Raw genomic sequence first — 25,153 nt, 5'->3', positions numbered from 1 at the left:
GGCAGAGTGGGGCGTATGGATGACCTCAACGCCCTCGCCGACGAGCATCTGGCCGCGGCCCGTGAATCCGCCCATGGACGCAGTGCCCACCTCCTGCTCCAGCAGCCGCCCCTGCGCCAATCGGTGATCGCATTGACCTCGGGGACGGCTCTGGACGAGCACAACGCGCCGCCCGCCGCCTCCCTCCAGGTCCTGCGCGGCTCGGTCCGGCTGACCGCGGGCTCCGGCGACGTCGAACTGACCGCCGGGACGCTGCACGCGATCCCGCAGGAACGCCACGGACTGCTTGCCCTCGCGGACGCCGTGGTCCTGCTGACGGCGGTCAACGACTGACCGCGGCCGGTGACCGGCGGGGGTGCGGCCGACGGGACCGGTGTGCGTCGACGGGTACGAGGCATGAGAGAAAGGTGCAGCCGGGGGCGTCCGAGGAGCGGACGAAGGATCCCGGCCCCGTCGCATCTGCCCACGTCCCCGGAGTACGAGCTTGCCCAGCCGGACCGCCACACCCGCCGCCGAACGCACGCCCCGCGCCACCGGGCACACCGGCCACACCGGGCCGTCGGCCCGCTGGTTCGGCGCCCTGCGCCGCACGCCCGTCGCGATCTGGAACGATGACATCTCCGACTGGGCCGCCGCTCTGACGTACTACGCGATCCTCGCGCTGCTGCCGGCCCTCCTCGTCACCGTTTCGGTGATCGGCCTGGCGAACCCAGGGGCCACGAGTGCCCTGATCTCCGACATCACCTCGTTCGCGCCCGCGGAATCCGGCGCGGCGCTCCGCCAGTCACTGGAGGAGGCCACCCATGAGCGCACCGCTGTCTGGCTGCTCGTCGCGACCGGGACCGTGAGCGCGGTGTGGTCGGCGTCCAGCTATCTGGCCGTCTTCCGCCGGGCGCTGCACGCCATGCACCATGTCCAGGACACCCGGCCGGCGCTGCGCAAGGCCCACATCATCGTCGCCTCGGCCGTCGGACTGCTGGTGCTGCTGATGGCCAGCGCCTTCGCTCTTGTCCTCACCGGCCCGCTGGCCCGCTGGCTCGGGCACCGGATGGGCCTGGCCCACGCGGGCGAGGCGCTGTGGGCGGTCCTCAAATGGCCCGTTCTGCTCTGCCTGGTCGCCTGCCTGATCCTGGTGCTGTTCCGTACCGGTCCGCGATCGGCCCGGGGGATGAACCAGGGGCTGCCCGGCGGCATCCTCGCCGCGTTCCTCTGGCTCGTCGCCTCGGCGGGATTCGCGTTCTACGCGACCCACATCGGCAGCTACAGCCGGCTCTACGGTTCGCTCGCCGGCCTGGTCGTCTTCCTGATCTGGGTCTGGTTCACCAATCTCGCCCTGCTGACCGGGGCGCAGTTCAACGTGGAACTGGCCCGCTCCGTACGGGAACCCTCCCGCACGGCCGCCCCGGACTGAGGGGCGCCCGCACGGAAGGGGAAGGGCGAGCGGGCCGGGGACATCCACCAGGACATCCACCGGGCCGGGAGGCCGGGCCGGAACGTTCTACCGCGCCCGGACCCGTTCCCGTACCCACAGGGCCGTGCTCATCGCGGCCAGTGCCGCGCCCAGGGCGCACACTCCCGGCCAGCCCGCACTCGCCCACACCACCGCGGTCAGCGAAGCGCCCGCCGCACCGCCGGCGAAGAACAGCGTCATGAAGGCGGAGTTGATCCGGTTCCGGGCATCCGGGTTGAGCGCGTAGATCACGTTCTGACTGCTGTTGAGCCCCGCCTGCTGGGCGATGTTCAGCATGATCACCCCGGTCGCGAGCCACCACAGCGAGGTCTCGCCCGCGAGCAGCGGCAGCCAGGCCAGCGTCAGGAGAATGCCCGCGGCGCCGGACACCGCCTGGACATGGCCCCGGTCGCCGAGGCGCGCCGCGAAGTTCATGCCCACCACGCCGATGACACCCAGCAGCCCGAAGAAGCCGATGCCGGCGGCTGTCCACCCGTAGGGCCGCTGGGTGAGCAGGAAGGTCAGCGCGGTCAGCTGCACGCTGTACGAGGCCATGGAGAAGGCGCCGATCGCGGCCCGTGAGCGCAGCAGGGGTTCCTGGCGCAGCAGGGCGAGCGTGGAGCGGATCAGCCCGCCGTACGACACCGGCACCGTGCCGGCCGCCGGGGACAGCCGGGGCAGCTTGAGGTGGAGGAGCACCGCCATGATGATCATGAGCAGGGCGTTCACCCAGTAGACGGTCCGCCAGCCGCCCAGCTCGGACAGGGCGCCGGCCGCCATGCGCCCCAGCAGGCCGCCGAGCAGCACTCCGGACATGACGATGCCGACGATCCGGCCCCGGGCCTCCGGGGCGGCGAGCGTGGCCGCGAAGGGCACGACGACCTGGGCGCCGACCGAGGTGAGGGCGACGAGCGCCGTGCCGGCGAGGAGGACCGGACCGGAGGGGGCGGCGGCAGCCAGCAGCAGGAACAGTGCCGTCGCGGCGAACAGCCCCACGGCCAGGCGGCGTCGCTCGGTGATGTCGCCGAGCGGCACCAGCAGGATCAGGCCCAGCGCGTAGCCGGCCTGGGCGGCCGAGACGATCAGCCCGGCCAGGGTGACGCCGATGTCCAGGTCCCGGGTGATCAGGTCCAGCAGCGGCTGCGCGAAGTAGTTGCCCGACGCCGACAGCCCGGCCGCCAGCGCCATCAGAAGGATGAGGCCACGCCCGAGGGACGGGCTCGCGGCGGCAGCGCTGCCGGTGGCCGCTTTCGCGGCCGAAGGGGGCCGAGGGCTCCGGAGCGGGGTGCCGGAGGTGTGAGAGGAGGGGGACATGGACATCAGCGTCCCGCGGCACCCGGCGATCAGTCCAACACATGTTTTTCATTCCAACCATCGTGATTCACGATGGTTGGATGGAACTGCAGCAGATGCGCTATGTCCTCGCGGTCGCCGAGACGAGGAACTTCACGCGGGCCGCGAAGCGGTGCCTGGTCGTCCAGTCGGCGCTCAGCCATCAGATCGCCCGGCTGGAGAAGGAGCTCGGAGCCCGGCTCTTCGACCGCTCCAGCCGTCATGTGCGGCTGACCGCGGCGGGGGAGGCCTTCCTGCCGGCCGCCCGGCAGGCACTGGACGCAGCGGAACGGGCCCGCGCCGAGGTGGCGGCGGCGGCCGGTGAGATCAGCGGGCGCCTGGCCATCGGGGCGATTCCCACGGTCACCGCGGTCGACATTCCGGGCGCGCTGGAGGAGTTCCACCGACGTCATCCGAAGGTGGGGATCGTCCTGCGTGACGGGGCGAGCAAGGACCTGGTCGAGGACGTCCGGTCGGGCGCGCTCGACCTGGCCTTTCTCGGGGTGCTGCCCGACTACCGGCCCAAGGGAGTCAGTGACCACGAGCTGGCCCGCGGCGAACTGGCCGCGATCACGGCCACCGGCCACCCGCTCGCGGACGAGACCGAGGTGGACCTGGCGCGCCTCGCGAGGGAGACGTTCGTCGACTTCCCCGACGGCACGGCGGCACGGGCGCAGTCCGAGGAGGCGTTCACCGCGATGGGACTCACCCGGAACGTCGCGTACGAGGTCAGCGGCGCCGACTACATCGCCCGCCTGGTCCGCAAGGGGCTGGGGGTGGCCCTTCTGCCCGCCGCGTTCGCCGAGGAGGTGCCGGGGGTGCGGGTTCTGCGGGTGCGCAACGCGCCGGGGCGGGTGGAACGGCTCGTCTGGAGCCGCTTCCGCCCCACGCCGGCCGCGGCGGCGTTCCTGGCCGGCCTGGGAGTCGGGCCGCGGGGCGCCGATGCCACGGGTGCGGGATGAGCCGGTCCGGGCCGCCCGTCACCTCCCGCCGCGGTACCCGGCGACGATGGGCAGGGTCGCCCGCAGCACGCGGACACTGTCGTTCTCCGTGTCGCCCAGCCGCCGGCCCCGCCAGGCCCCCTGCGCGCTGGAGAACCGGCTGATCCGCTCGCAGCCGTCGCCGCACGAGGACCGGTACGCCATGATCGTGTAGTACTTGCGGTCCTCGGTGACCCAGCCGGTGTTGTACGGGCGGGTGTGGCTCACGTCCATCGAGCCGTGCGCGTTCTCCTCGATGGTGACGCGGTCGTGGGCGAGGCCGAGGTTGTGGCCGATCTCGTGGCTCACCGAGTCCAGGGCGATCCCGTCGACATCGGCGACCGAATAGGCGTACTCGTCCGATGTGCTGTCGAGCGCCGCCGCGTAGTCCGCGGTCCCGCCGCCGCGCTCGGGCGGGTCCACCATGAGGGTGACCAGATCGGCGCCGTACCGGCCGCGCCGCTCATCGGCCTCCCGGCCCAGGGCGGAGTTGGTGCGGTCCTTGAGGGCGCGGTACGCCGCGTGGAACTGCTCCGGACCGTCGTACCCGGTGGCGGTGTACGGGTGGACGATCCGGATGGCCCCGCAGACCCCGCTCTCGCGGAGGGAGCGGTTCATCCGGATGGCGATCTGCTGGGCGGAGGCCGCGACCCGGTGCACTCCTCCCACCCGCGCGGCGGCCTTCGGGGTGTAGACCGCCAGTACGTCGACAACGGGGCAGCGCGCCGCGGCGTGGCGGGTGGGGGCGGCCTGCGGCGCCGCGTCGAAGGAGGGGGCCGCGTAGAGCGACGCACCGAGGGAGACGACCAGGGTGGTCTTCAACAAGGTCGATTTCATGGGGAGTTGCCTCCAACCGGAGCGGCCGAACGGGCAAATGGGCAATGACACGGAGTGTCCTAGTTTTAACAGTCAGTGACGAGCTCTGCCTGACGTGCCCGTTGGCGGGTGCGGCGCGGGGGTGCCGGGGGCCTTCGCGCGACATCGGTTTCACGGAACTCCCGCGAGGGCACCCGGGGTCGCTGCCCGGTGATGCGAAGCCCGGCCTGCTTCCTTCAAGTGCCTGGGAGGAGAGGCGAGTTGATGGAGCTTCGAAGCGCTGGAGAGGTGGGGGCGGTGGCCGGCGGAGCAGCCGGGTCCCCTGGGGGGTGGGATGAGATGTAAAGACTTGTGCAGATCTATGGGCGAATCGCCGAACGGTGCCGCCATCGGGGAGCGGGAGCGCCCGGGATCCCCGGATCGGGTGAGTGCCGGGTGCCGCGAGAGGCGTGAGGGCCTCCGCCCCGGCCCGACGGCTCCCGGCGGGCCGAGGGGTGCGGTGGCCGTGACGTGGGCAGGTACACCTGTGCGAGCACGGACGAGTGCGTCGGAAGTCGGTGGCGGAGGGGCGTGTGTGACGTGACGGAGCAGGGTCAGTGGCGGTTCTCCGACGACCGGGGCCGGCTGTCCACGGCAGCCCGGCGCCCCACACGGGTGCTCGCGTACGTGCAGGCCGGAGCCACGCTGTGGGATTACGGGATACGGCCGCAGGGCATCTTCGGGTCCGGCCACGACGCCCCCGCCGCCGGACCCGACCGGGCCAGGACCGGGACGCTTCCGCTGGACGAGGTCGCCTACTCCGGCGCGGGCGGCGCCCTGGACGTGGCGACACTGCTGCGTGACGGGCCGGACCTCGTGGTCGGCGTCGGCTACGGCGACGGCCGGGTCTACGGGCTGGCCCCGGACGTCGCCGAGCAGCTGGAGGAGCGGGTCCCCGTCGTCGTCCTCGATGTGGGTCGGGCCCGCACGTTCGCCGGGATCGGTGAGCGTTTCGCCGAGCTGGCACGCTCCCTCGGCGCCGGGCCCCGGCCCGCGGCGGACGGCGAGCTGGAGACCGCCCGGCAGCGGCTGCGCGCCGTCGTGGGCGAAGGGCCCGCCGACGCCGTCCGGGTACTCGCCCTGTCCCCGGCCGGTCCGGCCGAGGCCCATGTGGCCCGCCCCGGGACGTGGCCCGAGCTGCGGGTCCTCGCCGAGCTCGGCGTACACCTCGTGGAGCCGGCCGCGGGGCCCGGTGCGAACTGGTCCACCGTCGGCTGGGCCTCGGTGGCGTCGCTGCGCCCGGACGTCGTGCTCACCGACACCCGGTCCCATGCCACCCCGCTCGATGAGCTCCGGGGGGTCGCCGACTGGTCGACGCTCCGCCGGAGCGCGCCCATCGTGCCGTGGAACCCGGAGCCGCTGTTCGGCCCGGCGGCGCACGCCCGATTCCTCGGCCTGGTGACGGAAGCGGTCGGGGCCGTCCGCAACGGGTGAGTCTTCCGCTCGCCGGGCGGCCCCCGTTCCCGCCGGGGCCCCGCACCCGGCAGGATCGGACTCAACGTGTCCGGGGCCGCGCCGCCTGCCAGGACACCGTCGTCACGGCACTCCAGGAGGCCCCCACCCATGTCTCGCGAGCTCGACGGACCCGATCTGCTGGTCATCGGCGAAAGCGTGGCCGACATCGTCCGGCTGCCGGGCGCCGCCGACCAGGTGCACCCCGGCGGCAGCCCGGCGAACGTCGCGTACGGCCTGTCCCGGCTCGGCCACGGCGTGACCCTGCGCACCCAGCTCGGTGCGGACGCCAACGGCCGGCTGATCCGGGAGCACCTGGAATCCGCCGGGGTCGCGGTGCGGACCGACGCCCCGGCCGCGCCCACCCCGTCCGCGGCCGTGACCCTGGACGCCGCGGGCCGGGCCACGTACACCTTCGAGATCACCTGGACGCTGGGCCCGGCAGCGGAGGAACGGCCGCCCCGCCATGTGCACACGGGGTCGATCGCCGCGGTGATGGCACCCGGCTCGGCCACCGTCCTGGACGCCGTCGGTGCGCTGCGGAGCGCCGCGACCGTCAGCTACGACCCCAACGTACGGCCGGAACTGATGGGCGATCACGCGGAAGCGGTGCGCCGCGTCGAACGGTGCGTCGCGCTCAGCGATGTGGTCAAGGCCAGTGACGAGGACCTGGAGTGGCTGTATCCGGGGGACTCCCCGCGGACGGTCGCCGGGCGGTGGCTGGGCCGCGGTCCGGCCATGGTCCTCGTCACCCGGGGCGGCGACGGCGCCCTGGCGGTGATCCCGGACGGACAGGTCACGGTGGCCGCGCTGCCCACCGAGGTCGTCGACACCGTGGGCGCGGGCGACGCGTTCATGTCGGGCACCCTGCACGCCCTCGCCCGGCGGGGGCTGCTCGGGGCCGACGGCCGCGCACGGCTGTACACGCTGGACCGGGACACCGTCGCCGATGTGCTGCGCCACGCGGTGGCCGCCGCCGCTGTGACGGTCTCCCGGGCGGGCGCCAATCCGCCCGACCGGAGGGAACTGACGGAGGCACTTGCCCGGACCTGACACACGACGCCGCAGCCGCGTGGGCCAACTCGGTTTAAGTCGCGCGGAATAGGGCATAATTTTTTGCCGATTCCCCCGTTTGGCCCAATCGAACGCACCCCCGCCGAGCGCTTCACCGTTCGCCAACCGGTTGGCATGCTCGACAAGGGAATCGGGGCAGTGGGTGGCGAGGCGACGCGCAGTCGACAGCGGTACGGGGCCGGGTGCCCAACGGGGTGTCTTACGGACCGGCGCACGCACGGCGGTACTGGAGAGCGTGGCGGGGTGGGTGCCGGGCGAACCGGTCGGCAATGACCAACTGCCCGCGGCGTGGGGGGTGGACGACTCCTGGGTACGCACCCGGACGGGCATCGGCAGCCGTCACCGGGCGGGGCCGGGACTCGCGACCGGCGATGTGGCGTTCGAGGCGGCCGGCCGGCTGCTCGGCAGGTACCCGGTACCCGGACCCGTGGACGCCCTGGTCCTCGCCACCGCGACCCCCGACCACCTCTGCCCGGGAACGGCACCCGCCCTGGCCGCACGGCTGGGGCTCGGCACCGTCCCCGCGCTCGACATCGCGGCGGTGTGCAGCGGCTTCGTCTACGGGCTGGCGGTCTGCCACGGGCTGGTGGCCTCGGGTCTGTACGAGCGGGTGCTGCTCGTGGGCGCCGATGTCTATTCGGCCTGGCTGGACCCGGCGGACCGCTCGGCCGGTGTGGTCTTCGGCGACGGGGCGGGGGCGGCTCTCGTGGCGGCCGGGCGGACCGGGGCGCCGGGCGAGCTGCTCGCGTTCGACCTGGGCAGCGACGGCACCGGGTACGACCTCATCACCGTACCGGGCGGCGGCGCCCGCGCCCGGTCGACGGACCGGCCGGCCGCGGCGGGCGACGAGTTCTTCCGTATGCAGGGTCCCACCGTGTACCAGCACGCCGTCCAGCGGATGACGGGATCGTGCCGCGAACTGCTCACCAGGGTGGGCTGGGACGCCGCGGAGGTCGATCACTTCGTGCCGCACCAGGCCAACGCACGGATCCTGCGCGCGGTCGCCGAACGCGTCGGCATCGGGCCGCAGCGCTGTGTCACCCATCTGGAGCGGGTCGGCAACACCGGTGCGGCCTCCATTCCCCTGGCCCTGGCGGACGCCGAAGGACGGGGCCGGCTCAGGGCCGGGGACCGGATCCTGATCACCGCCTTCGGGGGCGGGTTGACCTGGGGTTCCGCGGCGCTTCGCTGGCCGGGCACCCCGCAGACGATTTCTATGGAAGGAACACAGAATGGTGCAGTCCGCTGACAAGGACACCGGAGCCGGTACCGCTGTCGCGGTGACGGGAGTGGGCCTGGTGACTCCCGCGGGGGCGGACGAGCACAGCTTCTGGGAAGGGCTGTGCTCCGGATTCTCCACCGCCCGGCGCTGCGAGGAACTGGCGGGACTGGCGGTCGACTTCGCCTGCCCGGTCGACGGCCTGGACCTGGACGCGGCGGTGGGCGGACGCTCGGTGTGGCGGATGGCCCGGTTCGTGAAGCTGGCCGTGGTCGCCGCCCGGCAGGCGGTCGCGGACGCCGGGTTCGACCCGGCCCGCTGGGACGGTACCCGGGTCGGTGTGGTGCTGGGCGTCGGTGTCGGCGGCGTGTCCGTACTCGTCGACAACGCCGCCAGGCTGGCGTCCGGCGGGCCGGACGCGGTGTCACCGCTGCTGGTCCCGATGATGATCCCCAACGCGGCCGCCGGGGAGGTCGCCATCGCGCTCAAGGCGTACGGCCCCAGCCTGGCACCCGCCACCGCATGTGCCTCGGGGGCCACCGCGATCGCGGTGGCGCGCGATCTGCTGATCGGCGGCAGCTGCGACGTGGTGGTGGCCGGCGGTGCCGAGTCCGTACTGACTCCGCTCGTGGTCACCGCGTTCGCGCGGATGGGCGCGCTGTCCACCCGGAACGACGATCCGGCGGGCGCCTCACGCCCGTTCGCCGCGGACCGGGACGGCTTTGTGATCGGGGAGGGCGCCGCCATGCTCGTCCTGGAACGCGCGGACGGGGCCAGGGCCCGCGGCGGACGCCCCCGCGCGCTGCTCACCGGTGCCGGGTCCAGCACGGACGCCCACCACCCCACCGCGCCGGAACCCGGCGGCCGGGGTGCCCAGCGGGCGGTGGAGGCGGCCCTGCGTCAGGCGGGCTGGACTCCGGGCGACGTCGACCACATCAATGCCCACGGCACCTCCACCCCGCTCAACGACGCGATGGAGACCACCCTCATCTCCCGGCTCTTCCCGCACCGCCCCCCGGTCACCGCGCCCAAGGGCGTCACCGGACACACCCTGGCGGCGGCGGGCGCGATCGAGGCGGTGGCCACCGTGCTGACGCTGGAGCGGTCGCTCATCCCGCCGATCGCCAACCTTGACTCCCTGCCGGACGCCTTCCCGCTCGACTGTGTGACCAAGGAAGCCCGCCACCAACGGGTCGAGACCGCGGTGAGCCACTCGTTCGGATTCGGCGGCCACAATGTCGCACTTGCTTTCCAACGGGCATGAACGGTGCACATGTCCGGGAACGGCGAGGGGTGTCCTCGCCGTTCCTTGATCGTTCTACGTCTGTGACCGTAACCATGAACAGTGTGGCCCCTCCGTCCACCAAGGATCTGCTGACCCGGGTGCTCCTCGGCGACAACTTCCGTCAGGAGCACGGGTTCTGGCAGCGACTGATCACCACAGAACCGTTCCGCCGTCTCGCGACCGGCACCCCCGAGGAGCGCCTCGCCCTTTCCTACGACCGGTTGAGGATCCTCAACGATTCCCTCGACAACCCCGCCCGGCTGGCCTCCGACCCCCGCGCTCTCGCCGCCCTGCACGAATGGCTCGGCCCGGTCGACGCGACGCTGATCACCGTCGCCGGCATCCACTACAACCTCTTCCTCGGCAGCCTCCTCGACCACGACCCGGTCGACCGCGACCTGTCCGACTTCATCCGACTCCGGCGCACCGGCACCTTCCTGTGCACGGAAGTGGCGCACGGCAATGACGCGCCCGCCGTCGAGACCACCGCGACGTACGACCGCGAACGCGACGGCTTCGTCCTGAACACCCCGCACTGCGGGGCGCAGAAGTTCATGCCCAACACCAGCCCGGCCGGGGGCCCCAAGTCCGGAGTGGTGGCCGCCCGGCTGCTGGTCGACGGCACCGACCACGGCGTCTTCCTCTTCCTCGCACCGCTCACCGACGAGGCGCGCGCACTGCCCGGCGTACGGGTGCGGCGGCTGCCGCCCCGGATGGGCAGCCCGGTCGACCACTGCCTGACCTCCTTCGACCGGTTCTTCGTGGGGCGCGACGCCCTGCTCGCCGGAGCGCACGGGCACCTCGGCGAGGGCGGGGAGTTCAGCAGCGAACTGGCCAACCGCAGGCGCCGGTTCCTCACCTCCATCGGGCGGGTGGCCCCCGGCAAGATCTCCATGAGCGCCTGCGCGGTCGGTTCCGCCCGCACGATCCTGGCGATCGCCGTCCGCTACGCCGGCCACCGCTTCATCTCGGGGGTCCGCGGCTCCCAGCGGGTTCCCGTGTACGCCCACCGGACCCACCACGGCCCGCTCGCCGGGGCGATGGCCACAGTCTTCGCGATGAGTCTGCTGCACCGCCGGGCGCTCCAGCGCTGGGAGGAGCGCACCGATGCCGACCGGGACGATGCGGAGCGACTGGTCGCCGTGGCCAAGGGGTGGATCACCTGGCAGGCCCGCAGCGTCATCGTCGAGTGCCGGGAGCGGTGCGGGGCGCAGGGGCTGCTGGAGAACAACGGCATGACCGAAGTGTTCACGGGGGTGGAAGGGGTGATCACCGCCGAGGGCGACAACCTCGCCGTCCACGCCAAGGCCGCCGCCGAGATGCTGTTCGGTGCCGCGCGGCAGAACGGGGCCGCCGCCCCCGCCGAGCCCGGCGACCTGGCCGACCCCCGGTTCCTCGGCCGGCTCCTCGCGGCCGTGGAGGACCTCTGGTTCACCCGGGCCGGGGAGCAGATGAGCGGGGCCCCCAACGGTGACCTGCTCAGCCGCTGGAACGCGGCGTCCGGCTCCGCCCTGCGCGGTGTGGAGGCGTACGCGTACCGGCAGGCGGCCGAGGCGTACGCCCAAGCCGTGGCCGGGCTGCCGGAAGGGCAGGCGAGGGACCGGCTGGCCGAGCTGGAGCGGCTGTTCGCCCTCCAGTGGGTGGCCCGTAACAGCGGCGACCTGCTCGCGGCGGGACAGATGACCGCCGAACAGGTGAACGCACTGCCGGATGCCATCGAGGAGCTGATCGCGGCGGTCGCCGAACACGCGCCCGCGCTGATCGAATCCTTCGCGCTGCCGGAGGAACTGCTCGCGGACCGGCCGATCGCGGGGCCCGGCTACGCGGACGCCTACGACGATCCCGAGGGCCCGTGGCACGGTGGCGGGGACCGGGCACCCCTGGGCGGAAGCGCGCCGGTGAGCGGACGGGTGGCGCGGCCGGCGCAGCCGGTCCGGTCGGTGCGCAGGCGCCTGCGGGACCGGAGTCGGCCGCTGCGCGAAACCGCGGCGTCGCTCGGCGTCGGAGGCCTCATGCTGGCGTACTGGGGAACGACCTCCCTGCTCTCCCGCTGGTTGGAGAAGCCGCAGGTGAGCGTAGACGAATCGGTTCGCCGGAAGGCGTAACCGGAAGAAAGGCATCCAGTTATTTCGTTGGTGGATCGCTGCGTTTACCGCCCACCACCGAGGTACCTGCCGATGAGAGGAAGACCGTGAAGACCGCGAGTACCGTGAATACCGCGAATACGATGGAGAGGGAACGGGTGATCCACCCGACGATCACCGAGGTGCTGACCGGGACCTTCAAGGTACCCGCTGTCGAGATCCTCCCGGAGTCCACGATGGACAGCCTGGAGATGGACTCCCTGGCCATCGCCGAATTCGCCGTCATCATCAAGGAGACGCTGGGCGTCGAAGCCGACTCGGACAAGCTCTACAAGGACGCCACACTCACCGACATCTCGGAGTTCATCCGCGAGGGCATCGACGGTGCGGTGCCGGTGAGCCACGCGCGATGAACAAGCCCGCCATCGCCGTCACCGGCCTGGGGATGATCACCCCGGCCGGTAACGACACCGACACCACCTGGGACGGCGTCTGTGCCGGGGTCTCACCGGCCCGCACCGTCCCGGAACTCGAAGGCTGCGCGGTCGACTTCGCCTGCACGGTCTCGGGCATCGATCTGGACGCCGCGGTCGGAGGCCGTACGGCGTTCCGGATGGGCAGATACGTCAAGTTCGCCGTACTCGCCGCACGGGAAGCGGTCGCCGACGCCGGACTCGACCCCGCCGGCTGGGACGGGAGCCGGGTCGCCGTGGTCGTGGGCACCAGCAGCGGAGGCTCCGCCGGTCTGACCGAGCAGGCCGTCGCACTGGAACGGCGCGGCCCCGCGGCGACCTCGCCCTCGGGCATCCTGCTCACGATCCCGAACATGCCCGCGGCGGAGATCGCCATCCAGATGAAGGTGACCGGCCCCAGCCTCGCGCCGTGCACGGCGTGCTCGTCCGGGGTCACCGCCCTGTCCGTGGCCCGGGACCTGCTGGCCACCGGCCAGTGCGACATCGCGATCGCGGGAGCCACCGAGTCGATCGTGTTCCCGGTCGCCATGACCGGCCTCGCCCGCTCGGGAGCCGCGGCGCTCCGGGACGGCGATCCGTCCCGGCTCTGCCGGCCGTTCGGCGCCGACCGGGCCGGACTCGTGATGGGCGAGGGGGCCGCCATCATGGTGCTGGAACGGGCCGAGGACGCCCGTACCAGGGGCGCGATCCTCCGGGCGCTGGTCGCGGGCACCGGTGCCACGACCGACGCCCACCATCCCACCAGCCCGCACCCCTCCGGCACCATCGCCCGCGCGGCCGTCGACGCGGCTCTGCGGGATGCCGGATGGCAGGCCGAAGACGTCGACCACGTCAACGCACACGGCACGTCCACACCGCTGAACGACGCCACCGAGGCCGCCCTCATCAGCCGGGCCTACCCGCACCGGCCGCCCGTCACCGCCCCCAAGGGCGTACTGGGGCATTGCATGGGGGCGGCCGGTGCCATCGAGGCCGGGCTGACCATCCTCACCCTTCAGCACGGTGTCGTACCGCCGATCGCCAACCTGGACGCTCCCGCGCCCGGGTTCGACATCGACTGCGTCACCAAGGTCCCGCGGCGGCTGCCCGTACGGCGGGCCGTCAGCCACTCCTTCGGCTTCGGCGGCCACAACGCCGTGATCGCTCTGCGGCGGCCCTAGGACGTGTGTCGAAAGCAGCGCCGTCCGCCCGAAGGGCGGGACTTTCGGCACACGCCCTCGGGGTGAACGCATCGGTGCGGCCGGGACGACCTCCCGGCCGCACCGGCCGCTGTCGCACCCCGGCTGCCGGGCGTCCGCGGACGTCGCAGCCGGACGGGCCGTGAGCACGGGACCGTCCGGCTGCCGAGGACGTGGGAGCGGCCTCCGGCCGCGGTGTGCGGGAATCAGCGGCGGCGTCCCTGGCCGAACTCGCCGCCCATGTCCTTGCCGGTTCCCATGTCCTTGCCGTCCGCGTAGTCGATCTTCTCCTTGCGGATCTCGGCGGAGACTTCCTTCTGCTCGGTGACCTTGTTGGTCTCCAGGCGGACACGCTCCACCGGAACGGCTTCCTTGCGGACGGTGGCCCGTTCTGCGTGCAGGGTCACCTCGACGTCCTGCTCGCCGATGTTCGTCGTCCCGGTGTTCTTCTCACCCGGCTGCAGCGCCTCGCGGACCACCCGTACCTCTTCGTGGTAGACCGGCACGGTGCGGGTGACGTTCTCGGTCACGACGTACTTGTGCAGACGCGCCTTCCCGCTCTCGTACTCCTCCGTGCTGACGTGCAGCTGTTCCTCGGAACGGATCATCTCCTCCTTGCCGCCGAGACCGGCGGCGGACCGTTCGGCCCCCGCACCGGCGAGCGGCCGTGACGTCGCGGAGGTGTCCATGTCGCGGTTCTTGCCCATTCCGGTACCCGCTCCCGCCATCCCTGTGCCGGCCGCCCCGGCAGCCGCCGTTCCGGTGGTGGTGGCCCTGCCGGTCGTCCCGCCCGCGCCGGCTCCCGCCGCTCCGGCCGTACCCGCTCCGGCCGCGCCCATCGCGCCGGTTCCGGCGGCGGTCGGTGCGCCGGGGCCCGTACGCGCCTTGTCGCCGAGGTTGCCGGCCTTCCTGGTCAGCCCGTAGTGCCGGTACAGTTCCTCCTCCTCCGAGACGGACAGGTGCGCGTCCGCGTCCACCCTCGGGGCGTCCTTGACGCTCTCCTTCGGGTGCGAGATGTGCAGGTCCGAGGCCACGCGCCGGGCTCCGGCGAGCGGGACGAAGCTCTCCTTCATGCCGAACAGGCCGGTCTTGACCGTGACCCAGTCGGGCCTGCCGGTGTCGTCGTCGACATACACCCGGCCCACGCTGCCGACCTTTTCCCCTTCGCTGTCGTAGACGGTCAGACCGTCCAACTCCCCGGAATCCGTGAAACCGTCAGCGGCTCCCATGACCGATTCCTCCTCGCCCGGACACGCCCTGTGGGTGGATCCACCAGGTGAGGCGCCTCCGGCTTCCATCGCGCCTCACCCGGATGGACGCTGCAACCTCCCGGCTCACGGGGCCGGGAGGCCGCGGCCCCGGTCCTGGGTCCAGGGCCCGTACGACACCGATACGGTTCCACGGCTCCGATTAGGCTGATCGGGTGAGCGGCGGGCTGCCGCGGTCATGGGCACCCCCGCGTGGCGCGGTCCGTGCGGCTTCTATGATCGACGGACGACTGTCGGCCGTCGTCCTGCCGTACCACCCGGGGGTGCCCCATCCGTTCCGCCAGTACCCCTCTGCCCGGACAGCGCGGTGTGCTGTCGTCCCGGCGGGACGACGGACAGGACCTGCGTCATCTGGTGTGGCGGCTGGGGCCCGGCGTACGCGTGTGCAGCAGCGCCGTACTCGGCGGCGGGATCGGCCCCCGCGAGTGGATCCTCAACGCACAGGTGCCCGGCGGCTATCCACGGCTGGACCCCGACCGGCACCTGGCCGGGATCGCCGCCGCCGAAGGTCTCACCGGGCCGGGCGCGGGGCTGATGACGGCGGCCGATGTCACCGCCCGCGCGGAAGCCGCCGACGAGGGGGTCACGGCGACCGCCACCTGCGGCCTCGGTGTCCGGGGCTGGGCGGCCGCACCGGCCGGAGCCGCCGCCGGGGCACCGCGTCCCGGCACCGTCAACATCGTGGTCACCGTTCCCGTCGCCCTGTCCGACGCCGCCCTGGTCAACGCGATCGCCACCGCCACCGAAGCCAAGGTCCAGGCGCTCCTGGACGCCGGCCTCGACTGCTCGGGCACACCCACGGACGCCGTGTGCGTCGCCGCCCCGGAGCCGGGTCCCGACGGCGGCGAATCCTTCGCGGGGCCGCGCTCGCCATGGGGGTCCCGCATCGCCAGGGCGGTGCACGCCGCCGTCCTGGCGGGAGCGCGTACCGAACGCGGCTCGCGCCCGGATCACCCCCCGGCCGCGCGGGAGGGACCGGTCCGGGACAGCGGTCCCGACCCGGTCCGGGTGAGCTCCGCCTGAGTGTCAGGCGCCGGGCGGGGGCGGCGCCGCGATCCGCTCCGTCGCGCCGCCGAACGCCAGCACCAGAGTGCGCGAGGCGAGCAGCCAGACCCCATCGGTCCTGCGGAACGTGTCCTCGTAGTGACCGACGTTGACCGGCGGGCGCGGGGCGGGCAGGGTGTCCGTCGCACCGTCGACCCGGTAGGTCGCGAAATACGTTGTCGACGAGGCCGTCGTGGGCGAGTCGACGGTCACCAGAATGTTCGTACACATCCGGCGGGAGCGGCGGTCCGAGGGGCGGGAGCCGAAGTAGGACCGCAGCGCCTCCCGCCCCTCGACGTGGCGCCCGCCCGCGGGCCAGTCCCACCGGCCGTCCGGGGCGAACAGTTCGGCGACGGTGGACGGATCGCCGAGATCGAGCCTGCGGACGAACTCGATGACGAGCCGTTCGCAGGCCCGTTCGGCCAGCAGCTGTTCCAGCGGGTCGAGTGGGTGCGCTCCGGGAATCATGACGGGTTTCTACCAGCCGCCCGCCCCTGCCCGCACGCGCGTTTCCCCGGTCACACCACCGTCACCGGATGCCGGACCACCGCGTCGAACAGATAGCCCTGGGTGTTGTGGACCGCGGTCTCGGGCTGCGTACGTCCGGAGCGGTCCGTCGCGCGGGCGAGGAGCACCCCCGCCCCCCGGTCCCGGGGCACCCAGTCGGCCGACCACCGGACCCAGCTGCCGGCCCGGGGCTCGTCCCGCAGCCGGGCGCGACGCCAGCGGGTGCCGCCGTCGGTGCTGATCTCGACCGAATGTACGGGCGCCCCGCCCGACCAGGAGCGGCCCGTCAGCAGTACCGGGCGGTGTGCCGGGAACGAGGCGCCCGGCTCCAGTTCGAAGGCGCTCTTCAGGCTCTGGCGGGTCAGCGGAGCGCTGCCCTCCGGCGGATAGCCGGGGCCGAACAGCCGGTACAGCCCCGTGTTCCACGGAGTGAGCAGCGGCTCCTCGCTCACCTCGATGTCGCCGACCCACTTGATGTTCGCGATGCCCACCCACGACGGGACGATCAGACGGACCGGATACCCGTGATCGGGCGGCAGCGGCTCACCGTTCATCTCATAGGCGAGCAGTACGTCGTCCAGGGCCTTCTCCACCGGCAGTGGCCTGCGCACCCGGCCCAGGGTGACACCGTCGCTGATGACCTCGTCGTCCAGGCCGCGCGGCAGGACGTCGACCGCGTGCCGGCCCAGCCCCGCCCGGCGCAGCACATCGGCGAGCCGCACCCCGCGCCAGCGCGCCGTGCCGATCGCGCCCAGCGTCCACGCGGTGCCGCCGACCGGCTGGTTCTGCTGCGAGGCGTAGAAGCTCCGGGCATTGCCCGCGCACTCCACGAACGCCGTGCGGGTGACCGCGGGCAGCGCGCGCAGATCGGCGTACGAGAAGTCCACCGGGTCTCCCGTCAGCCCGCTGCCCCAGACGGTCAGCCGCCAGCCGGACACATCGATCCGGGGTGTGGCGGTGTGGTTGCGGACGAAGAAGCGGTCGGCCGGGGTGAGCAGGCCCGTGGAGCGCAGCGCCGCGAAGTTCGTCTCGGCGTTGGTGCCGCGCACCGTGAACAGCTCGGGCGGCAGCGGCTTCACCACCCCCGGCAACGGCGTCGCTCCCGGCACCGGCTCCGGCACGGACGCCCGCGCGGGGGACGCGGCCGAGGCCAGCGGACCCGCCACCGACGCCGCCGCGACCAGTTTCAGCAGATCCTTGCGGTCGATGCCGGCGGAGCGCGCGTCGTCCCGCGCCCACTGGCGAAGCCGTATCCGGTCGTACTGTTCCTCGGCGTCCAGTGCGGTGCCGGTACCGGGATCCGGGCTGTTGCCCGAGCCGGACAGGGGTGCGGGACTCATGGGCGCTCCTGAGGAAGGTGGGAGGGGCGGGGTGGAGGAAGCAACTCCCTCACTATCATGCCCACTTGACCGGTCTCGACAAGGAATCCGTCATGTCCGTACGGTGATTCGACGGTCCTGATCCGGTCCGCGCCGGGCAGCAGCGCCGCCAGTTCCGCCTGCTGCCCCAACGGGTAGAGCCGGTCCGAATCGACACCCGCGACCAGGGCGGGCATCCCCGCACGGCGCAGTGCGGCGGCGACACCGCCCCGGCCCCGGCCGACGTCATGACCGTTCATCGCCTCCGTCAGCACCACATAACTGCCCGCGTCGAACCGGCGCACCAGCTTGGCCGCGTGGTGATCGAGATACGACTCCACCCGGTAGCGGCCGCCCCGGCCCGGCCGCTCACCCGGCTGCGGCTCCCTGCCGAACCGGGAGTCCAGCTCGGGTTCGCTGCGGTAGGTGACATGGGCGATCCGCCGCGCCTGGCCGAGGCCCCGGTGCGGACCCTGGCCCGGGACCGCGTCGTGGTAGTTCCCGCCCCGCCATCCCGGGTCCGCACGGATCGCGGAGATCTGTACCGACCCCCAGGCGATCTGCTCGGCGGACGCGGCGGCCGGGGCCGCCAGTACGAGCAGGGAACCGGTGCGCTCCGGACGGCTCACCGCCCACTCGAGGGCACGCATGCCTCCCATCGACCCGCCGACGACGGCCGCCCATCGCTCGATGCCGAGCGCGTCGGCAAGGGCCGCCTCGGCCGCCACCTGGTCACGGACCGTCAGATAAGGGAACCGGCCGCCCCATCGGACACCGTCCGGCCCGCGGGACGAGGGGCCGGTGCTGCCCTGACAGCCGCCCAGCACGTTCGGCGCGACGACGAACCAGTGATCGGTGTCGAGCGCCCTGCCCGGTCCGACCAGCGCGTCCCACCAGCCGGCGGTCGGATGCCCCGGGCCCGCGGGCCCGGCCACATGACTGTCACCGGTCAGCGCGTGCAGGACCAGCACCGCGTTGGCTCCGTCGGGTGCCCGCCGCCCCCAGGTCTCGTAGGCCAGGCGCACGCCCGGCAGCGCCGCCCCCGACTCCAGCGGCAGCGGCCGGTCCAGGACCACCCAGGAGCGGCGGCCGGGCGGATCCCCCTCCCGCCGGCCTCCGGCGGCCGGCGGGAGGGGAAGCGCGCGGGAGGTGGCCGCGGGGTTCAGGACGCCGCCTTCGCGGCCCGGAACCCCGCCTCCAGATCGGCCTTGAGGTCGTCCACGTTCTCCAGTCCGACCGACAGCCGCACCAGCCCCGCGGTGGCACCGGTGGCCGCGAGCTGCTCCTCGGTGAGCTGGCTGTGGGTGGTCGACGCGGGGTGGATGATCAGGCTCCGGACATCACCGATGTTGGCGAGGTGGCTGAACAGTTCGACCGCGTCCACGAACCGCCGGCCCGCCTCGGCCCCGTCCCGCAGTTCGAACGACAGCACCGCTCCGGCACCGCGCGGCAGATAGCGTTGCGCCGCCCCGTACCAGCGGTTCGACTCCAGTCCGGCGTAGTGCACGGCCGCCACTTCGTCGCGCTGTTCCAGCCACCGGGCGAGCGCCAGCGCGTTGGAGGTGTGCCGCTCCAGCCGGAGGCTGAGCGTCTCCACACCCTGGATCAGCAGGAACGCCGAGTGCGGCGAGAGCGCGGGCCCCAGGTCGCGCAGCAACTGGACGCGGAGCTTCACGGCGAAGGCGCTCGGTCCGAGGTCCGGCCAGTAACGCAGCCCGTGGTAGCTCGGGTCCGGGGTGTGGAAGTCGGGGAAGCGCTCGGAGTGCGTACCGAAGTCGAAGGTGCCGCCGTCCACGACCACCCCGCCGAGGGTGGTGCCGTGCCCGCCGAGGAACTTGGTCGCGGAGTGGACCACGATGTCCGCGCCGTGCTCGATCGGCCGCAGCAGATAGGGCGTCGGCACGGTGTTGTCGACGATCAGCGGCAGCCCGGAGGCGTGTGCCACGTCCGCGACGGCGCGGATGTCCAGCACATCACCGCGCGGGTTGCCGAGCGTCTCCGCGAACAGCGCCTTGGTGTTGGGCCGGATCGCGGCCTGCCACTGCGCGGTGTCGTCGGGGTCCTCCACGAACGACACCTCGATACCGAACCGGGGGAGCGTGTGCCGGAACAGGTTGTACGTGCCGCCGTAGAGCGAGGTGGAGGAGACGACATGATCCCCGGCACCGGCCAGCGTCAGGATCGCCAGGGTCTCCGCCGCCTGCCCGGAAGCGAGCGCGACGGCCGCGACGCCGCCTTCCAGCGCGGCGATCCGCTGCTCCAGGACGTCCTGGGTGGGGTTGTGGATCCGGGTGTAGATATTGCCGGGCTCGGCGAGCGAGAACAGGTCGGCCGCGTGCTGGGTGTTGCGGAAGACGAACGACGACGTCTGATAGATCGGCACCGCACGGGCACCCGTGGCCGGGTCGGGGGAGGCGCCGGAGTGGATCTGCTTGGTCTCGAACGACCAGGCGGGCCCGGCGTCCTGCCGCTCCTGGTCCTCGGGGGTGTGCCCTGCGGTGACGGAGTCGAGGGGCTGGCTCATGTGTTTCCTCGCACGCTGGTTCAGTGGCTGATCGGCAAGAAGCACGCGCTGGCGACGGGCTGACTACGGACCGTAGAGGCGTTCGCGCGGTCCGGGAAGCGTGTCGGCCGCTTGGCCATGAACCTGCAATGCGGAAGCAACACAAGGGCGCCGGCGGCTACTCCTGGGTGAGCATCCCGCTGCGCAGTTTGTGCAGCATGCGGCTGATCAGCCGCGACACATGCATCTGGGAGATACCGAGCTCCGCGCCGATCTGCGCCTGCGTCAGCTCCTGGCCGAAACGCATGTCGATGATGCGCCGCTCACGGTCGTCCAGTTCCCCGAGCAGCGGGGCGAGCGTGTGCAGATTCTCCACGTTCTCCAGGGCGGGGTCCGGTTCACCCAGCACATCGGCGAAGGTGCGCCCGCCCGCGTTGTGGCGTCCCGACTGCGAGGTGTCGGTCGGCATGTCCAGCGAACCCGCGGTGTAGCCGTTGGAGGCGACGATCCCCTCGGTGACCTCCGTCTCCTCGATCCCCAGGTGCTCGGCCAGTTCGGGCACGGTGGGGTCCCGGTCGAGATCGCCCGCGAGGGATTCCTTCGACTTGGCGAGATCGACCCGCAGCTCCTGAAGGCGCCGGGGCACATGAACGGCCCAGCTGGTGTCCCGGAAGAATCGTTTGATCTCCCCGACGATGTACGGGACGGCGAACGAGGTGAACTCGACTTCGCGGGACAGGTCGAACCGGTCGATCGCCTTGATCAGACCGATGGTGCCGACCTGGACGATGTCCTCCATGTCGCCGCTGCCCCGGTTGCGGAACCGTCCTGCGGCGAACCGGACCAGGGACAGATTCATCTCGATGAGCGTGTTCCGCGCGTACTGGTGCTCCCGCGTCCCTTCCTCCAGGACCTGGAGGCGGTCGAAGAAGAGCTTCGACAGCTTGCGCGCGTCCATCGGGGCGATCTTCCCGGCGTCCTCGATCCACGGGAGCCGGTCCGTGGCGCCCGCCCGTCGCGCTGTGTCCGGCAGTTCCGCGGCGCCGGTGACCCCGGTGGTCCCGGTACCGGTGATCCCGGTGGTCCGCCGCGCGGTGTGCGCCGTCATCTCGTCACGCTCCCCTGGTCGTAGGCCATGAGGTGTTAGCGCCTGCCCCGGGGCGTCACTCCCATGCGCGCGACGAGCGTCGATCCGGTCAAACAGGGGGAATTGGCCGAAAGGTGCTGGGTTCGGCCTGAGGTGCCGTCATGAAGAGGTGAGGAGACGGCGAGAGCGGCGACGCGGCGACCGGGCGGGAAGCGGCGTCGGCGGACGCGCAGAACCGCCCCACCGGTACGGGGGAGCCCGGTGGGGCGGTCGGCACCAGAGTGCCACAGCCGGGCGGCTGTTGGGGACCGACCGGCGCGTATTGACCGGTGGTTGAGTCGATTTCGACGGTTCCCGGCTCCGTGTACGCGTGTCAACGGTCCAGGTGTACGCGGGCCGGGGCTCGGGCGCACGCGTGTCAGCGGTTCGGGCCCGCGCCGTCATCCGGTGCCGTCACCGGGACGCGGTGTGCCGGGCGCGCTGTTCAGCGGGACCGGCGAGGGTGGGGAAGCCGCCTCCGCCGCACCGGCCGCCGACGGCGTGCGCGACCGGACGGATCCGTTGATTGCGCGCGCGTGAACAGTTCGCCGGCCCGGGAATACCGGGCGATCTCCCCGGCTTCTGGCTGCTGGCGGCGGCCCGCGGGCCGCCGGAAGGCCGCCGAGACGGACCGGAACGAGGAGCTCATGGCCAAGGCGTACATATTCCACCGCTACGGCGGACCCGAGACGGAAGCCTTCGTCGACCGGCCGGTGCCCGTCCCGGGGCCCGGTGAGCTGCTCGTCGCCGTCCGGGCGGCCGGGGTCAACCCCGTCGACTGGAAACGACGGTCCGGCCATCGCAGGCCGGGGAGCGATCCCGTGCCCCTGCCGGGCGTGTTCGGCAGCGAGGTGTCGGGGACGGTCGAGGCGGTCGGACCGGACGTCGAGGGCTTCGTGCCCGGGCAGGCCGTCCTCGGCTCCCCGCTGACCGGCGGCTACGCGGAGTACGCGCTGCTTGCGGCCTCCGCCACCGCCCACAAGCCGGACGGGCTGTCGTTCACGGACGCGGCGGTCCTGCCGGTGGCGGCGGCCACCGCGTACGACGGACTGCGCCAGCTCGACCCGGCTCCCGGCTCCACGCTCCTGATCACCGGGGCGGGCGGCGGCGTCGGCGTGGCGGCGGTGCAGTTGGCCCGGCACTCCGGGATCCGGGTCATCGGTACGGCGAGCGAGGCGAAGAAGGCCCTCGTCGAGTCCCTCGGCGCCGTCCATGTGACGTACGGACCCGGAGCGGCGGACCGGATACGGGCCGTGGCCCCCGGAGGCGTCGACGCGGCCTTCGACCTGGCGGGCGGCGAGGCGCTGACCGTCGCCGCGGGCCTCGTGGCGGACCGGAAGCGGCTGATCAGCGCCGGGTCGCCCGAGGAGGTAGCGGCGCTCGGCGGCTCCGCCGTACGCCGGAGCCGTACCGCGGCCGTGCTCGACGAACTGGCGCGCCTCGTCGTCGGCGGCGCCCTGCGCACGCAGGTGACCGGCACGTTCCCGCTGGCCGAAGCGGCACGGGCGCTGCGTACCGTGGAGAGCGGTCACGCACGCGGAAAGACCGTGATCGAGGTGGCCCGATGAGCCCGCCCGCCCCCGCCGCCCCCCACGCCCCCGCCGCCACTGAACCCGAGACCGGAAAGGCGCTCCCGCCCGTGCATTCCCCCGGCAGCCACCTGCCCCACCAGCCCCATCCGCTCCACCAGCCCCACCCTCTGGACAATCCGGCCCGCTCCTCGCTGACCGGCCCGCACGCCCGCTTCGCCGAGCGCCGCGGCCGCATCCTGCGCTATCCCGTCGACGTCACCCCGTGGCTCGCCCTTCCGGATGCCCCGGACGACCAGGACTGGGCCGATGTCGCGGCACTCGCCGGCCCCGGCGCGTCGGTCACCCTGACCGCGTTCCGTGAGCCGCCCCCCTCGGACTGGGAGATCGTCTTCCACGCCGAGGGAGTCCAGCTCGTCGACGAGTCCGTGGCCGCGGCACCGGACGCGGAGGCCGTCACCCTGGGACCCGCGGACGTCCCCGAGATGCTGGACCTGGTGGCGCGCACCCGGCCCGGTCCCTTTCTGCCGCGCACCGTGGAGCTCGGCACCTACCTGGGCATCCGCCGCGACGGAGTCCTCGTCGCGATGGCCGGGGAGCGGCTGCACCCGCCGGGCTGGACCGAGATCAGCGGAGTCTGCACCGACGAGTCCGTGCGCGGTCAGGGACTGGCGGGCCGGCTCGTCCGGGCCGTCGCCCACGGCATCAGGGAGCGGGGCGAGACCCCGTTCCTGCACGCGGCCGCCTCCAACACCCACGCCATCCGGCTCTACGAGGCACTCGGTTTCCGGCTCCGCCGCCGTACGCAGTTCCTGTCGGCCCTCGTCCCCCCGAACGCGCCCGGCCTCCGCGCGGACGCGGGCCGGGAGCCGGTGCCGGTCCCGGGCCGGCCATAGGCCCCGCGCGCGGACACCGAAGGCCTTCGGCCCGGGACCCAGGGCCGAAAGACCCGGGCCGAAGGTCACGAGCGGGACCTTCGGCCCGGTCTCGGGGCCGTAAGCCTCGTGTGCCGACGCTCCGGTCCCGGTCCACTGGATGGAGAACCGTCCTGAGGGCTGTCCTGTCAGCGAGTACAGGGACAGCCCTCGACGACGGCCGACCCAGGACCGAGGACCGAGCAGGAGGCATCACCGTGGCCATGGGGCTTCAGCGAGCGGAGACGACGCGCACGCCAGAGCTGCCGGAAGTGGACGCCGGCGAGGCGGCGGCTGCCGCGCCCCGTGTCGGGAACTGGCCACTGGCCGCAGGACTGGCGCTGCTGACCCTGGCGATCGTGCTCCTGCACGTCTTCTCGGGCGACGACTTCGAGGTCGCCCCGCTGCTCGTGGTCGTCCCCGCGCTGGCCTCCGTGTTCTGCACGGTCCGGCAGACGGTGGGGGTGGCCGTCTGGATCATGATCGTGGTCGTCGGCTCCCGGCTGGCCTCGGACGGGTCCTTCTGGGACCTGGCGCTCGGCATCGGTTTCACGGTGCTCGCCTGTGCCCTGGGTGTCGGTTCCTGCGCGGCGCGCATCCGGCACACCACCCAGATCGCCCGGCTGCGCTCCGCGGCCGGCGCGCTCCAGCGCCAGATACTGCGCCCGCTGCCCGTGCTGACCGACCAGATCTTCGCGTACGGGCTCTACGAGCCGATCGAGGAGGACCGGTTCGTCGGCGGTGACATCTACGAGGTCGTCGAGTCGCCGTACGGCACCCGGGTGATCATCGGCGATGTCCAGGGCAAGGGGCTCCCCGCCATCGGGGCGGGCTTCGCCGCGCTCGGCGCCTTCCGCGAGGCGGCCATCCGCGAACCCACGCTCACCGGAGTGGTGGCCGCGCTGGAGGACGCGGTCGTGCGGCACAACGAGTTCTCCTCCCAGACCGGTGAGACCGAACGGTTCGTGACCGCGCTGGTGCTCGGCTTCGACGGCGGGGACCAGGTGCAGGTGGTCAACTGCGGCCATCTGCCGCCGCGCCTGCTGCTCGACGGCGAGGCTTCGATGATTCGGCTGCGACGCACGTACGTCCCACTCGGCATGGCCGAACTCAGCGAGGAGGAGCGTACGGCGGAGTGGTTCGGCTTTCCGCCCGGCGCGACCCTGCTCGTCGTGACGGATGGTGTCACCGAGGCACGTGACGCCTCCGGCGCCTTCTACCCGCTGGACGACCGGCTCGGCCCGTGGGCGCGGCGTGGACCGCGCGAGGTCCTGGACGCGCTCCACGCCGACCTGGAGAAGTTCTCCGGCGGTGTCCGGCGCGACGACATCGCCGCGCTCGCCCTGCGCAGGGCCCCGTCCGGCGGCGGGCCCGGCCTGCGCCGCTCCGAGGCGGTCCATGAGGACGCCCGCCGGGCCACCGAGCCCCTGCGCGACCGGTAACGGGCCGCCCGCCGGCTGTCGGCCCGCGCGGCCGACGCGCCCCCCGCCCGATGCGGTACTCCGCGCCCGGTGGCCGCGGC

Annotated in this window: 22 protein-coding genes; 14 read left to right on the top strand and 8 right to left on the bottom strand. The window is 72.8% G+C overall.

The annotated features are described in order from the left end of the window. Positions 1-15 precede the first annotated feature (15 nt). Together OHA98_RS23975 and OHA98_RS23970 are read left to right on the top strand one after the other, a co-directional pair. Complete coding sequence (locus OHA98_RS23975) at positions 16-333, top strand: cupin (RefSeq protein ID WP_266928804.1); 318 nt, start codon at positions 16-18, stop codon at positions 331-333. A gap of 151 nt (positions 334-484) precedes the next feature. Then, positions 485-1,411 carry a YihY/virulence factor BrkB family protein gene (locus OHA98_RS23970; protein WP_266928803.1) on the top strand — a complete coding sequence of 309 codons (927 nt, stop codon included), beginning with the start codon at positions 485-487 and terminating at the stop codon, positions 1,409-1,411. 87 nt (positions 1,412-1,498) lie between these two features. Here OHA98_RS23970 and OHA98_RS23965 read toward each other — a convergent pair whose 3' ends face one another. Further along, positions 1,499-2,764, bottom strand: coding sequence for an MFS transporter (locus OHA98_RS23965; RefSeq protein WP_266928802.1), 1,266 nt, complete (start codon positions 2,762-2,764; stop codon positions 1,499-1,501). Positions 2,765-2,844: 80 nt separating this feature from the next. On the opposite strand from OHA98_RS23965, the gene OHA98_RS23960 reads away from it, so the two are divergent. Further along, positions 2,845-3,744, top strand: a complete 900-nt coding sequence (locus OHA98_RS23960; protein WP_266928801.1) for a LysR family transcriptional regulator — start codon at positions 2,845-2,847, stop codon at positions 3,742-3,744. Between the two features lie 18 nt (positions 3,745-3,762). Here the strand turns inward: OHA98_RS23960 and OHA98_RS23955 are convergent, their stop codons facing one another. Further along, positions 3,763-4,599, bottom strand: a complete 837-nt coding sequence (locus OHA98_RS23955; RefSeq protein WP_266928800.1) for a M12 family metallo-peptidase — start codon at positions 4,597-4,599, stop codon at positions 3,763-3,765. 558 nt (positions 4,600-5,157) lie between these two features. Here OHA98_RS23955 and OHA98_RS23950 point away from each other — a divergent pair. The 7 genes from OHA98_RS23950 (at position 5,158) to OHA98_RS23920 (ending at position 13,364) form a co-directional block, all read left to right on the top strand. Beyond that, a complete protein-coding gene (locus OHA98_RS23950; RefSeq protein ID WP_266928799.1) occupies positions 5,158-6,051 on the top strand; it encodes an ABC transporter substrate-binding protein in 894 nt (297 codons plus the stop codon). A 129-nt stretch (positions 6,052-6,180) separates the two neighbouring features. Then, a complete protein-coding gene (locus OHA98_RS23945) occupies positions 6,181-7,122 on the top strand; it encodes a carbohydrate kinase (protein ID WP_266928798.1) in 942 nt (313 codons plus the stop codon). Between the two features lie 163 nt (positions 7,123-7,285). Continuing rightward, positions 7,286-8,392 carry a beta-ketoacyl-ACP synthase 3 gene (locus OHA98_RS23940; RefSeq protein WP_266928797.1) on the top strand — a complete coding sequence of 369 codons (1,107 nt, stop codon included), beginning with the start codon at positions 7,286-7,288 and terminating at the stop codon, positions 8,390-8,392. After that, entirely contained in the window at positions 8,376-9,626 is a 1,251-nt protein-coding gene (locus OHA98_RS23935) for a beta-ketoacyl-[acyl-carrier-protein] synthase family protein (RefSeq protein WP_266928796.1), read from the top strand. The genes OHA98_RS23940 and OHA98_RS23935 overlap by 17 nt, the downstream gene beginning before the upstream one ends. A gap of 74 nt (positions 9,627-9,700) precedes the next feature. Further along, positions 9,701-11,752 carry an acyl-CoA dehydrogenase gene (locus OHA98_RS23930; protein WP_266928795.1) on the top strand — a complete coding sequence of 684 codons (2,052 nt, stop codon included), beginning with the start codon at positions 9,701-9,703 and terminating at the stop codon, positions 11,750-11,752. A 122-nt stretch (positions 11,753-11,874) separates the two neighbouring features. Beyond that, on the top strand, positions 11,875-12,144 hold the full coding sequence (locus OHA98_RS23925) for an acyl carrier protein (protein ID WP_266930877.1): 270 nt from the start codon (positions 11,875-11,877) through the stop codon (positions 12,142-12,144). Further along, the gene (locus OHA98_RS23920; protein ID WP_266928794.1) at positions 12,141-13,364 is read left to right on the top strand and encodes a beta-ketoacyl synthase; all 1,224 of its coding nucleotides are present in this window, start codon (positions 12,141-12,143) and stop codon (positions 13,362-13,364) included. Before OHA98_RS23925 ends, OHA98_RS23920 begins: the two co-directional genes overlap by 4 nt. A 224-nt stretch (positions 13,365-13,588) precedes the next feature. On the opposite strand, the gene OHA98_RS23915 is transcribed toward OHA98_RS23920, so the two are convergent. Continuing rightward, on the bottom strand, positions 13,589-14,611 hold the full coding sequence (locus OHA98_RS23915) for a PRC and DUF2382 domain-containing protein (RefSeq protein WP_266928793.1): 1,023 nt from the start codon (positions 14,609-14,611) through the stop codon (positions 13,589-13,591). Positions 14,612-14,959: 348 nt separating this feature from the next. Here OHA98_RS23915 and OHA98_RS23910 point away from each other — a divergent pair, with 348 nt between their 5' ends. Then, positions 14,960-15,673: an adenosylcobinamide amidohydrolase gene (locus OHA98_RS23910; RefSeq protein WP_266928792.1), complete on the top strand. Its 714-nt coding sequence runs from the start codon at positions 14,960-14,962 to the stop codon at positions 15,671-15,673. Positions 15,674-15,676: 3 nt separating this feature from the next. On the opposite strand, the gene OHA98_RS23905 is transcribed toward OHA98_RS23910, so the two are convergent. From OHA98_RS23905 to OHA98_RS23885, 5 genes are all read right to left on the bottom strand, one after another. Continuing rightward, complete coding sequence (locus OHA98_RS23905) at positions 15,677-16,162, bottom strand: nuclear transport factor 2 family protein (RefSeq protein ID WP_266928791.1); 486 nt, start codon at positions 16,160-16,162, stop codon at positions 15,677-15,679. Positions 16,163-16,212: 50 nt separating this feature from the next. Continuing rightward, positions 16,213-17,541, bottom strand: coding sequence for a sulfite oxidase (locus tag OHA98_RS23900; protein ID WP_266928790.1), 1,329 nt, complete (start codon positions 17,539-17,541; stop codon positions 16,213-16,215). Beyond that, positions 17,538-18,725, bottom strand: coding sequence for a homoserine O-acetyltransferase (locus OHA98_RS23895; RefSeq protein WP_266930876.1), 1,188 nt, complete (start codon positions 18,723-18,725; stop codon positions 17,538-17,540). Before OHA98_RS23895 ends, OHA98_RS23900 begins: the two co-directional genes overlap by 4 nt. Next, the gene (locus OHA98_RS23890) at positions 18,722-20,083 is read right to left on the bottom strand and encodes a bifunctional o-acetylhomoserine/o-acetylserine sulfhydrylase (protein WP_266928789.1); all 1,362 of its coding nucleotides are present in this window, start codon (positions 20,081-20,083) and stop codon (positions 18,722-18,724) included. Before OHA98_RS23890 ends, OHA98_RS23895 begins: the two co-directional genes overlap by 4 nt. Positions 20,084-20,240: 157 nt before the next feature. Then, the gene (locus tag OHA98_RS23885; protein ID WP_266928788.1) at positions 20,241-21,170 is read right to left on the bottom strand and encodes a SigB/SigF/SigG family RNA polymerase sigma factor; all 930 of its coding nucleotides are present in this window, start codon (positions 21,168-21,170) and stop codon (positions 20,241-20,243) included. 665 nt (positions 21,171-21,835) lie between these two features. Here OHA98_RS23885 and OHA98_RS23880 point away from each other — a divergent pair. The 3 genes from OHA98_RS23880 to OHA98_RS23870 all read left to right on the top strand — a co-directional run bounded on the left by OHA98_RS23880 (position 21,836) and on the right by OHA98_RS23870 (position 25,073). Continuing rightward, complete coding sequence (locus OHA98_RS23880) at positions 21,836-22,756, top strand: NADP-dependent oxidoreductase (RefSeq protein ID WP_266930874.1); 921 nt, start codon at positions 21,836-21,838, stop codon at positions 22,754-22,756. Next, the gene (locus tag OHA98_RS23875; RefSeq protein ID WP_266928787.1) at positions 22,753-23,613 is read left to right on the top strand and encodes a GNAT family N-acetyltransferase; all 861 of its coding nucleotides are present in this window, start codon (positions 22,753-22,755) and stop codon (positions 23,611-23,613) included. The genes OHA98_RS23880 and OHA98_RS23875 overlap by 4 nt, the downstream gene beginning before the upstream one ends. Before the next feature lie 242 nt (positions 23,614-23,855). Further along, positions 23,856-25,073, top strand: coding sequence for a PP2C family protein-serine/threonine phosphatase (locus tag OHA98_RS23870; RefSeq protein WP_266928786.1), 1,218 nt, complete (start codon positions 23,856-23,858; stop codon positions 25,071-25,073). The last annotated feature ends 80 nt before the right edge of the window (positions 25,074-25,153 follow it).

Source organism: Streptomyces sp. NBC_00654, assembly GCF_026341775.1.
Classification (GTDB): domain Bacteria; phylum Actinomycetota; class Actinomycetes; order Streptomycetales; family Streptomycetaceae; genus Streptomyces.
The sequence above is the reverse complement of the archived record's forward strand: the minus strand, read 5'-3'. Positions and strand labels throughout refer to the sequence as shown.

Coding starts and splice junctions, on each gene's coding strand:
- OHA98_RS23975 (WP_266928804.1), top strand. CDS start 16: ATGGATGACCTCAACGCCCTCGCCGACGAGCATCTGGCCGCGGCCCGT.
- OHA98_RS23965 (WP_266928802.1), bottom strand. CDS start 2,764: ATGTCCCCCTCCTCTCACACCTCCGGCACCCCGCTCCGGAGCCCTCGG.
- OHA98_RS23960 (WP_266928801.1), top strand. CDS start 2,845: ATGGAACTGCAGCAGATGCGCTATGTCCTCGCGGTCGCCGAGACGAGG.
- OHA98_RS23955 (WP_266928800.1), bottom strand. CDS start 4,599: ATGAAATCGACCTTGTTGAAGACCACCCTGGTCGTCTCCCTCGGTGCG.
- OHA98_RS23945 (WP_266928798.1), top strand. CDS start 6,181: ATGTCTCGCGAGCTCGACGGACCCGATCTGCTGGTCATCGGCGAAAGC.
- OHA98_RS23935 (WP_266928796.1), top strand. CDS start 8,376: ATGGTGCAGTCCGCTGACAAGGACACCGGAGCCGGTACCGCTGTCGCG.
- OHA98_RS23930 (WP_266928795.1), top strand. CDS start 9,701: ATGAACAGTGTGGCCCCTCCGTCCACCAAGGATCTGCTGACCCGGGTG.
- OHA98_RS23925 (WP_266930877.1), top strand. CDS start 11,875: ATGGAGAGGGAACGGGTGATCCACCCGACGATCACCGAGGTGCTGACC.
- OHA98_RS23920 (WP_266928794.1), top strand. CDS start 12,141: ATGAACAAGCCCGCCATCGCCGTCACCGGCCTGGGGATGATCACCCCG.
- OHA98_RS23915 (WP_266928793.1), bottom strand. CDS start 14,611: ATGGGAGCCGCTGACGGTTTCACGGATTCCGGGGAGTTGGACGGTCTG.
- OHA98_RS23905 (WP_266928791.1), bottom strand. CDS start 16,162: ATGATTCCCGGAGCGCACCCACTCGACCCGCTGGAACAGCTGCTGGCC.
- OHA98_RS23900 (WP_266928790.1), bottom strand. CDS start 17,541: ATGAGTCCCGCACCCCTGTCCGGCTCGGGCAACAGCCCGGATCCCGGT.
- OHA98_RS23890 (WP_266928789.1), bottom strand. CDS start 20,083: ATGAGCCAGCCCCTCGACTCCGTCACCGCAGGGCACACCCCCGAGGAC.
- OHA98_RS23885 (WP_266928788.1), bottom strand. CDS start 21,170: ATGACGGCGCACACCGCGCGGCGGACCACCGGGATCACCGGTACCGGG.
- OHA98_RS23880 (WP_266930874.1), top strand. CDS start 21,836: ATGGCCAAGGCGTACATATTCCACCGCTACGGCGGACCCGAGACGGAA.
- OHA98_RS23875 (WP_266928787.1), top strand. CDS start 22,753: ATGAGCCCGCCCGCCCCCGCCGCCCCCCACGCCCCCGCCGCCACTGAA.
- OHA98_RS23870 (WP_266928786.1), top strand. CDS start 23,856: ATGGGGCTTCAGCGAGCGGAGACGACGCGCACGCCAGAGCTGCCGGAA.